A 13,146-nucleotide genomic window follows, 5' to 3' on the forward strand; every position below is an offset into this window, starting at 1 on the left:
GCATTTCAAAGCGTATACGCAAATTCCATCTCGCACGACTGGAAAATTGCAGATGAGCTTTAAAGATATTATCTTTGTCGTAGCAATAATAATGAACCGTTATGAAAAAGTATTCCTTATTCCTATTATGCCTGATGGCAGCAATATCCTTGCATGCCCAAAGCTTTGCCGATTATTTTGCCGATAAGACCCTGCGTATCGACTATATCTTTACCGGAAATGCAGCCAAACAAGAGATATGCCTGGACGGACTGTCTTGTCTCCCCTCTTGGGCAGGAAGGAAGCATCACTTGTCTGAACTGCCCCTGCAAGGAAACGGACAAATCATTATGCGAGATGCAGCCAATGGTAGCGTAATCTACAAAACATCCTTTTCTTCGCTCTTCCAGGAGTGGCTGGAAACAGATGAAGCCAAAGCAGTAACCAAAGGATTCGAAAACACCTTCCTCCTTCCCTATCCCCTGCGTCCTGCAGAAATAGAAATAACACTCCTTGACCCGCGTAGAAATGTACGGGCAAGCATGAAACATACGGTCAGTCCCGACGATATCCTAATACAGCAGAAAGGTACTGCCCACATCACACCACATAAATATCTGCTGCAAAGCGGCAATACAGACAAATGCATCGACGTAGCCATCCTTGCAGAAGGATATACTCCCGAAGAGATGCCGGTATTCTACAAAGATGCAGCCATTGCCTGCGAAAGTCTGTTTGCCCACGAACCCTTCCGGTCCATGAAAAAGTACTTCAACATTGTAGCAGTGGCCAGCCCCTCCGAAGACAGCGGAGTAAGTGTACCACGCCTCGGAGAATGGAAACGGACAGCATTCAGTTCTCATTTCAGCACATTCTATTCAGACCGGTATCTGACAACCTCCCGTGTCAAATCCATACACGATGCGCTGGCTGGAATACCGTATGAACACATCATCATCCTTGCCAATACGGAAGAATATGGCGGCGGTGGAATCTATAATTCCTATACCCTTACTACCGCCCACCATCCAATGTTCCGCCCCGTTGTGGTACATGAGTTCGGGCATAGCTTTGGCGGACTGGCCGATGAATATTTCTATGACAATGACGTGATGACAGATACCTATCCATTAGATGTGGAACCCTGGGAACAGAATATCAGCACGAGAATCAATTTCACCTCCAAGTGGGAAGACATGCTTGCACAAGGAACTCCCGTTCCTACTCCCTCTTCTGAAAGTGGAACATATCCCGTAGGTGTATATGAAGGAGCCGGCTATTCTGCCAAAGGCATCTACCGTCCGGCAGACAATTGCCGCATGCGTACCAATGAATATCCCACTTTCTGTCCTATCTGCCAACGAGCTATCCGCCGCATCATTGAATTTTATACAGAATAAGAACAAACTAAACTTAAAGAACTTATGATCAGACTTCAACGTATTACAACAGCTGACACAGACTTGTACAGCTATATGGAGAAATTAATGACTCAATCGTTCCCTTCAGAGGAGTACCGGGAACTGGAGGAATTGCGCAAGTATACAGATACCAAAACGCACTTCTATAACAATATCATCTTCCATAACAACACCCCGGTAGGCCTCATCACTTACTGGGATTTCGGACATTTCTACTATATAGAGCATTTTGCCATTGACCCCGCACAGCGTAACGGCGGGTATGGAAAGAGTGTACTGAACCATTTGTGCCAACTCTTAAAACATCCCATCGTCTTGGAAGTGGAAATACCCCAAGAAGAAATGGCTAAACGCCGCATTAACTTCTATCAACGGCAAGGATTCTCCTTATGGGAAAAGCCCTACCAACAACCACCCTACAAAGCAGGAGACAACTACCTACCTATGCTCATCATGGCCTATGGAGATATAGAATGTGGAAAGGATTTTGACTCTGTAAAGGAACACATCTACTGCGAAGTATATAATGTGAAATCTTAAAAATCCAATATACTTAAAACAATAAAGGTCGTTTCATTTGTTGAAACGACCTTTATTATATCTTAAATCAACTCTTACTGACGCGGTTGCGCAGAATAGTTAATCTTCAAAGCATAAGCTTGACGAAGAGCTTCCTTGATATCTGTTACGATACCCATTTTCGTATCTTGGTCAACTTTCAAAGACACTGTCATCTGTGGCTGATCTTCTTCTTTCATACTGGCACGTTCACCAATAATATAATCTTGAATTTCAGCAACTTCAGCATAACTGTCGTTCAACTGGATACGGCTCTCATTACCTAACTTCTTACGAAATTCGGCAGTAGGTTTTCCTACGTAGATAAACGTAACCAACGACTTCTTCTCCAGTTTCTCCAATTCCGTAGCTTGCGGAACCTTAAACTCAACCTTTAATGTTACCTCACGCATCGTTGTCACAATCATGAAAAAGAACAACAAGGTGAAGATAAGGTCAGGCAGAGAAGAAGTGTTCAACGCCGGCATCTCACGTTTACCAGTCTTATTAAATTTTCCCATTACTTCTTTTCTCCGTACTTTTTAGGTTCTGCCTCAGAAATTCTCTGAGGATAAATTTCACGAATTGCATCTTGCTGTTCTTGATCCAACTCAGCATAATTTTTCTGCCACTTCTCTTGAGCCAATTCATCACGCAACTCATTATAAGCTGCTACCAACTCATTCTGTACAGCCATATATGCCTTATAGGAAGAACCGCGGTCACAACGCAAAGAAACCACATGATTTTCCGTTACTTGAACCGTACCGAAGAAAGCAACATTCTTTGAAATCTTTTCCGGCTTCGTTTCATCATTGTACGGATTGGCAATGAATTCTTTTGTTTTCGCACGCAATTGGTCAACTGTAATATAATCATTCCCACACATTAACTGGTCCTGCATATTTAAGAAGACTTGCAGAACATTACGTTCTTTCTTCTTCTGGTCCTCAATCTTCTGGTCTTTTTCCGGTGGAGGCGGCAAACGTCTTGCCAAACCACGGTCAGTATCCATAGATGTCGTGATCAAGAAGAAAATCAGCAACAAGAATGCAATATCCGCTGTAGAACTTGAGTTAATATCAGGAACTTTTCTTTTTCCTTTTGCCATTGTAATTACTCTTTAGATTGATTTACCTCAATCGGTTATGATAATTTCTTCTTAATGCTACTAAAAATGATTGCCAAGATTGTACCAGCAAACAAGATATAGATAGAATAGAGGAACATATCAGTAAGCTTCAACCAGAAAGGAACATTTTCAGTTCCGCTATAACCCGGAATAACGAGTGGCTCTTCACTACCCATAGCCCAAGAAATAACAACAACTGCAACCAATATAACCAAACCGATCAAAGATTTCAACGCTGCTCCCGGATTATCTTTCAGTGCAGATCCAAATTGGAACACAACACCAACCACGGTAGCAATAATAGCTATAAAGAACAAGACATACATCAAATAAATCAATGCGTCTGTCTGAGCCGGTTGCCACATTTCTGCGTCAACACTCATCAATACTGCATCGCCCTGAGCATCTCCACCGAAGTAGAACAAGCCTAACACTACCAAGATGATAGCGAACATGACATACAGTACGTAGTATGATACTTTATATGATAACTTAGCCATCTTAATTATTTTTTGTATTTCAAGTCATATTTGATAACCATATCCAACAGTGAGATAGAAGAATCTTCCATTTCACTTGTCAAAGCTTCAATCTTAGACAAGATATAGTTGTAGAATACCTGCAGAATCAAAGCAACGATCAAACCGAAGATAGTAGTGATCAAGGCAACCTTCATACCACCTGCTACAACCGTCGGAGAGATATCACCTACCTGCTGAATCTTATCAAATGCCTGCACCATACCGATTACAGTACCCAAGAATCCCAAAGACGGAGCCATAGCGATGAACAGTGTAATCCAAGAGCAACCTTTTTCCAAGTAACCAGCTTGTACACCACCATAAGATACTACAGACTTTTCTACTACGTCAATACCTTGGTCAATTCTCATCAGACCTTGATAGTAGATAGAAGCAATAGGACCTCTTGTGTTACGTGCGATGTCTTTAGCAGCTTCAACGTCACCTTTTTCCAAAGCAGCTTCGATAGCAGACAAGAACTTCTTTGTATTGATTTCAGCCAAACTCAAATAAATGATACGTTCAATACAGAATGCAAGACCGATAACCAATGCGATAGCTACCAAACTCATGAAAGATGCAGTACCTTCAATGAACTTTGTTTTAATCTCTTTGTGGATACCACCTTCTGCAGCTTCCATAGCGGCAGGAGCAGCAGCGTCAGCAGCAGGTGCTACAGCTGCTTGTTCAGTTTGTTCAGCTGCAGGAGCATCTTGAGCCTGAGCAAGTTGAGTTGAGCCAAATGTTAAGACTCCCATCACAGCAACAATTGCAAATAACTTTTTCATTGTGTGTCTAATTTTTAAGATTAATTAATTAATTTATTTATTATAATTTGTTGTTTTATCTCCATTTTATCACATTGCGGAGAGACGGGGATTCGAACCCCGGATACCCTTTAGGGGTATACACGCTTTCCAGGCGTGCCTCTTCAACCACTCGAGCATCTCTCCAATAGACGCCTTTTCTGAAATCGGGTGCAAATTACAAAAAAAATGCGAACCACAAGCGTTTTCAGCTACAAATGTATTCTTTTTTTTGTTGTTCTGCCTCATTCTCCCCGTTTTATATTAAATAAAATCTCAAAATTAATAAACTTTAAAATCTTAAAGAGCTTATTTGAGCATTCCGAACACTTTTAAAGCGTTATCAGAAGTAACCTGAGCCACCTTTTCAGGAGAATTCCCATAGATTCCGGCCACCTTTACCAAAGTATCCTTAACATATGCGGTTTCGTTCCTCTTGCCTCGATTGGGAACCGGAGTCAGATAAGGGGAATCGGTTTCCAGCACGATACGTTCCAAAGGAATATTCTTCAAGACTTCGGGCAAAGTTGATTTCTTGAAAGTCACCACACCATTTATTCCTATCATAAAATCCGCAAATTCCATAATCCTGCAGGCCTCTTCCGAGGTCCCCGTAAAACTATGGAAAATTCCTTTCAAAGGAGTCTGCCGATAAAGTTTCAACACATTATATATATGGTCGAACGCTTCCCTACAATGCAGCACTACCGGCAAATCGTATTCCAAAGCCCACTCAATCTGCCTGCCCAACGCCCTTTGCTGTTCTCTGAGAAAAGTCCTATCCCAATACAAATCCATACCAATTTCACCAACTGCAACAAATTCGTTCGATGAGGCCAGCTCCCGGGCCACTATATCCAACTCCTTTTCATAATCCGCATCCACAGACGTGGGATGCAACCCAATCATTGGATAGCAATACCCCTTATATTCACGACACACCCGAAGCATAGGCTTTATGGTGGTACTATCGATATTGGGCATAAAAATATGCGTGACTCCTGCCTCACGGGCACGGGCCATCACTTGGGGCAAATCCCCTGCAAACTCTTCTAAAAAAAGATGGGAATGTGAATCAATCAATCTCATTCTTCAACTTACTCTTTGCGTTTTTCACCAGTACGATAATAATAGATTATTCCATAATCACGGCATAAATCCAACCGTTTCTCATTAGGAGTAACCTCCTCAAATTTTTTTTCCACCTGGTTCCATATATGCAGAATCAACTCATCCGCTTCTGCACGCATCGAAGCCAAGGTGTCCAAACTGCGGGCTGTTAAAAATTGAAGATTCTTTTGTTTCTCATAACTATCCATGAAAATATCATAATGCACCCTCACTTTTGCAATCGTAGGGTTATAAATGGGAATTCCTCCCTGAGATATACGCTTGTTTTCCCCATCCACGATTTTACGCCCCCACTCTGCCAAAGCAGGCTCTGTCGATAAATCAGGCACATTATTGTTGCTTGTGTCCAAACCGTAATATTCCTTATGAGCAATACGCACTTCAGAACGGATGACAGCTAAATTCAACACCTGGATAAAATGAGAAATATACAGACGGGCAGTCTTTACATTAGCCTGATGCTTACGTCCCGCCCGAGCCTGCCGCTCAAAACAGTCGGCATAATAAGCTTGCGCAGCTTCAAACTTTGTAAGAAAATTCCGCGCATCAGTCAATACCTTCAAAGATACGGCCAAATCATACACATTACATATATCACCCTTGACGACCACTGCTTTCAGCGCCCGTATTCTCGCTTGATCTGTATTAGGCAATCTTCTATAAGGCATTTCTCCCGGATTTAAGTTACACTTCCCGATGCATCAAGTTAGCCATCAAGCTCTTCAATTCTTCCTTCTTTTCATCCGCCACGTTCACCGCCAATAAACTTTCCATTGCGCGCTCACAATACTCTTCCATTTTTTTCTCACACAACTCCTTGACACCAATCTGGTTATACAGTTCCGTCACCGCAGCAACCTTCTCCTCCGGATTGAATGAAACAGCATCCACCCAAGCATTCAAATAAGTCAACTGGCCTTCATCCGCATGTTCAAAAGCCTTTATCAGCATGTAGGTCTTTTTATTGCACAGAATGTCACCTCCAATATTCTTTCCAAAGACGGCAGCATCGCCATAAACATCCAGGAAGTCATCTTTCAACTGAAAAGCGACACCCAAGTTCATGCCAAAATCATACAACAGCTCCGCATCTTCAGAAGAAGCCCCTCCCAAAAGAGCACCAATCTTCAGACTTGCAGCCAACAATACCGAAGTTTTCAGACGAATCATTTCCAGATACTCCTCTGCCTTCACATCTTTCCGATGTTCAAACTCCATATCCAGCTGTTGCCCTTCACAGATTTCAAGTGCGGTCAAGCTAAATATATCCATCACTTCTTTCAAATGTTCAACCGGGCATTGAGCCATAAACTGATAAGCCAATACAAGCATTGCATCCCCCGAAAGAATGGCAGCATTGTCATCCCAGACTTTATGTACTGTATCCTTGCCACGGCGACGGTCTGCACGGTCCATCAAGTCGTCGTGCAAAAGAGTATAATTATGATACACTTCAATACCCATTGCAGGATTAAAAATACGGGTAATATCCTCCTGATACAGATTGTAGGCCATCAACATCAATACCGGACGGATTCTTTTTCCACCCATGGACAGCACATAGGTAATGGGAGCATATAAACCTTGAGGAGTACGGGTAAACTGCAATTCTGCAATATGAGAATTTATTCTTTCTAAAAGCTCGGAAGCTGTAAACATGACATTTTCAGAATTTAGGAAATAGCGGATAATGAAAAGAGGCTGCATTCCGGCAGCCTCTCCCACTTATAGATATTTTATTACTGCAATCTAAACATTACAGGTACAGTATACTTAACGCGAACGGGTTTACCACGCTGCATACCAGGCTTCCACTTCGGCATACCCATAATCACGCGGACAGCTTCTTTGTCCAAATACGGATCAACACCTCTCAAAACTTTAGCATCTACAATACTACCATCCTTATTAACCACGAACTGTACAGTTACACGACCTTGAGTTCCGTTTTCCTGTGCAATAGTAGGATATTTGATGTTCTTGCTCAGATACTGCATCAGACCAGCCATACCACCATTCGGAAATTCAGGCATCTGTTCTACCACTTCGAAAATAGTCTGTTCTTCCGGTTCTTCTTCTTCCACTGCTACGGGAACATATTTAATTTCCACAGCCTGGTTCAATTCTTCAGAAGATACGATAGCAGTTTCTTCCACGTCAGCATCGTCCTCAACAATAGTCAAGGTTTCTGCAATTGCAGGAGCTTCGGGGGGCGGAGGAGTAACCTGCTCCGGTTGTTCCGTAATAGGAATAATTTCCTCTTCAAATACTAAGTCGGCAACAGCCTGGCTCGTATCAATCTTGATGTCACGCTTTGTCCACTCGAACGCAACAAACATGAAAGCGAGCACAATCACATAACCGACAAGCAGCCAAGTCGACTTCTTACTCTCCAAGTCTGCCTTAGGTGATTTCTTAATTTCCATAATTTATAATATAATTTTAGTGTTTCTCATTTGGGGCAAATATAGCACTTTTCCCAAGAATGTTCACGCACTGCTGTTTTTTTTTACACAATAGGCGCTCCATTTTCATTTTTTTAATCCTTCAAAAGCCTCCATGTGCTTTTGTGCCACAAATGTAACGAGATATTTTAAAAATACCGTATCTTTGGCAAGAATTTTAAATGAAATATTGAAATTTTCTGTTTTGCAGGTGTTATACCTATATAACTATAGTATAAAAGTCATGAGAAAGATAACAATAGCAATCGACGGCTTTTCCTCTTGCGGAAAAAGCACTATGGCCAAAGACCTCGCCCGCGAAATCGGCTACATATATATAGATAGCGGTGCCATGTATCGGGCAGTAACATTATATAGTATGGAGAATGGTATTTTCCAGGGTGACCGCATAGATACCGAAAAACTTAAAAGTCTAATAAAGGATATACATATTTTTTTCCGCCTGAACCCCGAAACCGGACGCCCGGACACCTACCTGAACGGAATAAATGTAGAAAACAAAATCCGTACCATGGAAGTGTCTTCACGTGTCAGTCCCATTGCAGCATTGGATTTCGTACGCGAAGCTATGGTGGCACAGCAACAAGAGATGGGCAAGGCCAAAGGCATCGTTATGGACGGGCGCGACATCGGCACTACCGTTTTCCCGGATGCCGAGCTGAAAATTTTTGTAACTGCCAGCCCCGAAATACGGGCACAACGCCGCTATGATGAACTGAAGGCCAAAGGGGAAGAAGCCAGCTTTGACGAAATTCTGGAAAATGTGAAACAACGGGACTATATTGACCAAAACCGGGAAGTAAGTCCGCTGCGCAAAGCTTCTGACGCTTTATTGTTGGACAACAGCCACCTGACCATTTCCCAACAAAAGGAATGGCTGGCCGAACAATTCGAACGGGTTATAAAGGAGAAGAACTGAACCGGATATGGCAAAAGTAGAAATAGACGAAGGCTCCGGCTTCTGTTTCGGAGTTGTCACCGCAATAAACAAGGCAGAAGAGGAACTGGCGAAAGGAGGAACCCTTTATTGTCTGGGAGATATCGTGCACAACAGCCGTGAAGTGGAACGCCTGAAAGCAATGGGACTGATTACCATCAACCATGAGGAATTCAACCACCTCCACAACGCCAAGGTGTTGCTTCGCGCTCATGGAGAACCCCCCGAAACTTATGACATTGCCCGCCGCAACAATATAGAAATCATTGACGCAACCTGCCCGGTCGTACTCCGCCTGCAAAAGAAGATAAAGCAAGAGTATGTCCAGGAAGACGGCCAAGACAAACAAATTGTCATCTATGGCAAAAATGGACACGCCGAAGTACTGGGACTGGTAGGTCAAACTACGGGAAAGGCCATCGTTATTGAAAAGCAGGAAGAGGCAAGGAAACTGGATTTCAGCAAAGACATCCGGCTCTATTCCCAGACCACAAAATCTCTGGACGGATTTCAAAACATTGTAAAATACATAGAGGGACACATCTCACCGGAAGTTACTTTTGAATCATACGACACTATCTGTCGACAAGTAGCAAACCGGATACCCAATATCCGAAAATTTGCCGCTTCCCATGATTTAATATTCTTTGTTAGCGGTAAAAAAAGTTCCAACGGCAAGATGCTGTTCAGTGAGTGTAAAAAAGTCAATGCCAATTCACATTTGATAGACAGTGCCGAAGAAATAGATAGTTCTCTGTTAGCCGGTGCCAATTCCATCGGTGTCTGCGGAGCCACTTCCACCCCTAAATGGCTGATGGAAGAAATTTCAGAAGCCATAAAGTCAAAACTTAAATAACAGTTTGTCATCCTTTTGGAACAGCAAATTAACGTAATTTATTAGTCACGGCCTCAGCTTTTTCCTTATCTTTGCGGCATGAAAAAATAGTCCAAATCTATTTTTCATCATGATTATTAATACTAAACAAAAAGATTGTTATGGGAACAGTTAAGTGCATTGGTATCTTGACATCAGGAGGTGATGCTCCGGGAATGAACGCAGCCATACGTGCCGTGACACGTTCGGCTATTTACAACGGACTTTCAGTTAAAGGTATATATAGAGGTTACAAAGGTCTGGTAACCGGCGAAATCAAAGAATTCAAAAGCCAAAATGTCAGCAACATCATCCAGCTGGGTGGTACAATCCTGAAGACAGCCCGCTGCAAAGAGTTCACGACTCCCGAGGGCCGCCAGATTGCTTACGACAACATGAAGAAAGAAGGCATTGACGCCTTAGTGATTATCGGAGGCGACGGTTCGCTGACCGGTGCTCGTATCTTTGCACAAGAGTTTGACGTGCCTTGTATCGGGCTGCCGGGAACTATCGACAATGACCTTTATGGAACAGATACCACTATCGGCTACGACACCGCGCTGAACACGATCCTGGATGCTGTGGACAAAATCCGTGATACAGCCACTTCCCATGAGCGCTTGTTTTTCGTAGAAGTCATGGGACGCGATGCCGGTTTCCTCGCTCTGAACGGCGCCATCGCCTCCGGAGCAGAAGCAGCCATTATCCCGGAATTCAGTACGGAAGTAGACCAACTGGAAGAATTCATCAAGAACGGTTTCCGGAAATCCAAGAACAGCAGTATCGTACTGGTAGCCGAGAGTGAACTGACCGGCGGTGCCATGCACTATGCAGAGCGTGTAAAGAACGAATACCCCCAATATGACGTACGCGTAACCATCCTCGGTCACTTGCAACGCGGTGGTAGTCCTACGGCACACGACCGTATCCTTGCCAGCCGTCTGGGCGCAGCCGCCATCGACGCCATCATGGAAGGACAGCGCAATGTCATGATAGGCATTGACCACGATGAAGTGGTATACGTTCCTTTCACGAAAGCCATCAAAAATGATAAACCCATCAAAAAAGACCTTGTAAATGTATTGAGAGAACTGTCGATCTGATGACAGACAGTTCAGATACCCCATAAACAGAGAAGGCGACATATGCGCCTTCTCTGTTTTTTACAACCATTTCTTCACTATATTTTCCGTCCTCTCCCACAGTTCTTCCATCTGTACATGCCGGGTATACTTCTCCGAAAGAGACTTGGGACGGCAACTGGCATTCAATGTACCCGTACGTTTACCGGCATCCTCATCCAGCAATAAGCCGACAGCCGTTGCAGCTCCCTTACGGGGAGTACGGATAAAAGGTCTGAAAAGCATATCTGTCAGCGGGTCGAACCACATATGCATGGTGATGATATTGGTAGACACAATCCCCGGGTCGGCCGCATTCACAACAATACCTTTGTGCTTGACGCGACTGGCCAAGTCGATGGTGAACAGAGTCAATGCCAGCTTCGTGTTGCTATATATAGGAATGCGCCAAAAGCCACCCTTCTTTCCCCGGAGGAAAAAATCCGGAAAGTCAAGATGACCGATGGCATACGTACAAGATACCATATTCACAATACGGCTCCCCTCTCCCATCAATGGCAGCAGCTTGCGGGTCAGCAGGTAAGGCCCTACATAATTGACACTCACCGTCCGTTCCAGTCCGTCTTCGGTAATGCGGCGTTCCGTTTCCATGGTTCCGGCATTGTTCATCAACAACGCCAACGGCTCTCCCCGCTTCAACAGATGCTCTGCAAATGCGGCCACTGAAGCCAGAGATGCCAAATCAATGGGAGCAGTCTCAATACGCGGATTACCGGTTTCACGCATCAGCAGTTGCCGCTTGGGTTCGGCAGCTTGGGGGTCACGGCATGCCATGATGACCTGATAGCCGGCAGTTGCCACTGCGCGGGTAATTTCCATGCCCATGCCACCGTCTGCCCCGGTTATAACAGCTAAATTCACTTTAATAATTAAAAATTGAAAATTAAAAACTAAAAATCAGCCTTTCGCTTCGATTTTCTCTATCTCCCTTTTCAGACAAGGTGGAAGCTCCTCCTTCAAATGCTGATGGCATGCCATCTCGATGGAATACATCCGGGCAATGCAATAATTACTATGCTGGCAGTTGCAACGTGCATTCTCTTCGGCACGCATGCGGTTGACGAACCCCGGCTCATTGAGCAGAGCACGTGCCATTTGCACAGCCTCGAAGCCGTCATCCAGCACCTCATCTATCTTGTCCCTGGAAACCAGGCCACCCACATAAACCAACGGTATCTTCAAGGCGGCACGGAATTTCAAGGCATCTTCCAGGAAATAGGCTTCCTTAAACGGTACGCTCGGTATCATCCATTTGCCTACCATGCGTACACCGTATTTCAACCACCAGCAGGTCATGTAATGCGTCATGCTGCGGATAGGCATTTCGCCCCGCATGACATACATCGGCGCCTTACTGACGAACCCACCGCTCAAGACCAGCGCATGTGCTCCCGACTGCTCCAGCCTCCGGGCCACCTGCATCGTCTCGTCCAGCTCCATCCCTCCACGGAAACCGTCGCGCATGTTCATCTTCACCAGCACAGCCATATCACTGCCGGCAGCCTTCATCACTTCTTCCATCACCATATCCATAAAACGCATACGGTTCTGCAACGAGCCTCCGAACTCGTCTTTCCGATGGTTGGTGGACGGGGACAAGAACTGGCTGATGAGATAGCCATGCCCTGCATGAATCTCTACAGAATCAAATCCGGCCTCCCGTGCCAGATTCACCGAACGTCCATAAGCGCGCGCCATCTCCGGCAGCTCATCGGCACGAAGTCCGCGCACAAAAGTAGGAGAATAAAGATTGAAACCGGAAGATGCACCGACAGGCATACAACCGCAAATACTCTTATGGGACATATTGCCACAGTGTCCCAACTGGATGCCTGCCGCAGCCCCCTCCGCATGTATGGCATCAGTCAGCCTACGGAGTCCGGGGATAATCTCAGGACGCATCCACAACTGGCGGTCAAAAGACAAGCCGCTCTGAGTAACTGCCGCATAAGCAACAGTAGTCATACCTATACCTCCCGCCGCTACCGACCGATGATAGTCGAGCAACATGTCCGACGGAGCGTTTCCGGGACACATGCTCTCGAAAGCAGCCGAACGGATGGTACGGTTACGCAAAGTCAACGGTCCGAAAGTGACGGGGGTGAATAACTTGGATTCCATCGTTATGAGTTATGAGTTATAAGTTATGAATTATTCATTTTCCATTTTCAACTCTCCAT

The 13,146-nt window shown here is 44.6% G+C and carries 15 protein-coding genes and 1 tRNA gene; 5 read left to right on the plus strand and 11 right to left on the minus strand.

What is annotated here, in order from left to right:
* Positions 1-101 precede the first annotated feature (101 nt).
* On the plus strand, positions 102-1,379 hold the full coding sequence (locus H1A11_RS11655; RefSeq protein ID WP_181757246.1) for an IgA Peptidase M64: 1,278 nt from the start codon (positions 102-104) through the stop codon (positions 1,377-1,379).
* A gap of 24 nt (positions 1,380-1,403) precedes the next feature.
* A complete protein-coding gene (locus H1A11_RS11660) occupies positions 1,404-1,940 on the plus strand; it encodes a GNAT family N-acetyltransferase (RefSeq protein ID WP_117964114.1) in 537 nt (178 codons plus the stop codon).
* Positions 1,941-2,014: 74 nt separating this feature from the next.
* Here the strand turns inward: H1A11_RS11660 and H1A11_RS11665 are convergent, their stop codons facing one another.
* The 9 genes from H1A11_RS11665 to H1A11_RS11705 all read right to left on the minus strand — a co-directional run bounded on the left by H1A11_RS11665 (position 2,015) and on the right by H1A11_RS11705 (position 7,974).
* Complete coding sequence (locus tag H1A11_RS11665; protein ID WP_025833345.1) at positions 2,015-2,479, minus strand: biopolymer transporter ExbD; 465 nt, start codon at positions 2,477-2,479, stop codon at positions 2,015-2,017.
* Positions 2,479-3,069, minus strand: coding sequence for a biopolymer transporter ExbD (locus tag H1A11_RS11670; protein WP_117600035.1), 591 nt, complete (start codon positions 3,067-3,069; stop codon positions 2,479-2,481). The genes H1A11_RS11665 and H1A11_RS11670 overlap by 1 nt, the downstream gene beginning before the upstream one ends.
* Before the next feature lie 35 nt (positions 3,070-3,104).
* Positions 3,105-3,590 (minus strand): hypothetical protein, encoded by a 486-nt coding sequence (locus H1A11_RS11675; RefSeq protein ID WP_117600034.1) that lies wholly within the window; start codon positions 3,588-3,590, stop codon positions 3,105-3,107.
* A 5-nt stretch (positions 3,591-3,595) separates the two neighbouring features.
* A complete protein-coding gene (locus H1A11_RS11680; RefSeq protein WP_117964113.1) occupies positions 3,596-4,399 on the minus strand; it encodes a MotA/TolQ/ExbB proton channel family protein in 804 nt (267 codons plus the stop codon).
* 77 nt (positions 4,400-4,476) lie between these two features.
* Positions 4,477-4,564 (minus strand) — tRNA-Ser (locus H1A11_RS11685).
* Between the two features lie 162 nt (positions 4,565-4,726).
* A complete protein-coding gene (locus H1A11_RS11690; RefSeq protein WP_181757247.1) occupies positions 4,727-5,506 on the minus strand; it encodes a TatD family hydrolase in 780 nt (259 codons plus the stop codon).
* Between the two features lie 8 nt (positions 5,507-5,514).
* Positions 5,515-6,216, minus strand: coding sequence for a hypothetical protein (locus tag H1A11_RS11695; protein ID WP_131225390.1), 702 nt, complete (start codon positions 6,214-6,216; stop codon positions 5,515-5,517).
* A 16-nt stretch (positions 6,217-6,232) separates the two neighbouring features.
* Entirely contained in the window at positions 6,233-7,207 is a 975-nt protein-coding gene (locus H1A11_RS11700) for a polyprenyl synthetase family protein (protein WP_117600078.1), read from the minus strand.
* A gap of 80 nt (positions 7,208-7,287) precedes the next feature.
* Positions 7,288-7,974: an energy transducer TonB gene (locus H1A11_RS11705; protein WP_117600030.1), complete on the minus strand. Its 687-nt coding sequence runs from the start codon at positions 7,972-7,974 to the stop codon at positions 7,288-7,290.
* Positions 7,975-8,236: 262 nt separating this feature from the next.
* Between H1A11_RS11705 and cmk the strand changes: the two genes are divergently transcribed.
* From cmk to pfkA, 3 genes are all read left to right on the plus strand, one after another.
* Complete coding sequence (gene cmk / locus H1A11_RS11710) at positions 8,237-8,932, plus strand: (d)CMP kinase (RefSeq protein ID WP_131225391.1); 696 nt, start codon at positions 8,237-8,239, stop codon at positions 8,930-8,932.
* A gap of 7 nt (positions 8,933-8,939) precedes the next feature.
* A complete protein-coding gene (locus tag H1A11_RS11715; protein WP_117964110.1) occupies positions 8,940-9,806 on the plus strand; it encodes a 4-hydroxy-3-methylbut-2-enyl diphosphate reductase in 867 nt (288 codons plus the stop codon).
* A 140-nt stretch (positions 9,807-9,946) separates the two neighbouring features.
* The gene (gene pfkA, locus H1A11_RS11720) at positions 9,947-10,927 is read left to right on the plus strand and encodes a 6-phosphofructokinase (RefSeq protein ID WP_005827137.1); all 981 of its coding nucleotides are present in this window, start codon (positions 9,947-9,949) and stop codon (positions 10,925-10,927) included.
* A 60-nt stretch (positions 10,928-10,987) separates the two neighbouring features.
* On the opposite strand, the gene H1A11_RS11725 is transcribed toward pfkA, so the two are convergent.
* Together H1A11_RS11725 and H1A11_RS11730 are read right to left on the minus strand one after the other, a co-directional pair.
* Positions 10,988-11,827, minus strand: a complete 840-nt coding sequence (locus H1A11_RS11725) for an SDR family oxidoreductase (protein WP_138345767.1) — start codon at positions 11,825-11,827, stop codon at positions 10,988-10,990.
* 36 nt (positions 11,828-11,863) lie between these two features.
* Positions 11,864-13,087, minus strand: a complete 1,224-nt coding sequence (locus tag H1A11_RS11730) for an NADH:flavin oxidoreductase (protein ID WP_138345765.1) — start codon at positions 13,085-13,087, stop codon at positions 11,864-11,866.
* Between the last annotated feature and the right edge of the window lie 59 nt (positions 13,088-13,146).

The organism is Bacteroides sp. CACC 737 (assembly GCF_013874375.1).
Taxonomy (GTDB): domain Bacteria; phylum Bacteroidota; class Bacteroidia; order Bacteroidales; family Bacteroidaceae; genus Bacteroides; species Bacteroides uniformis.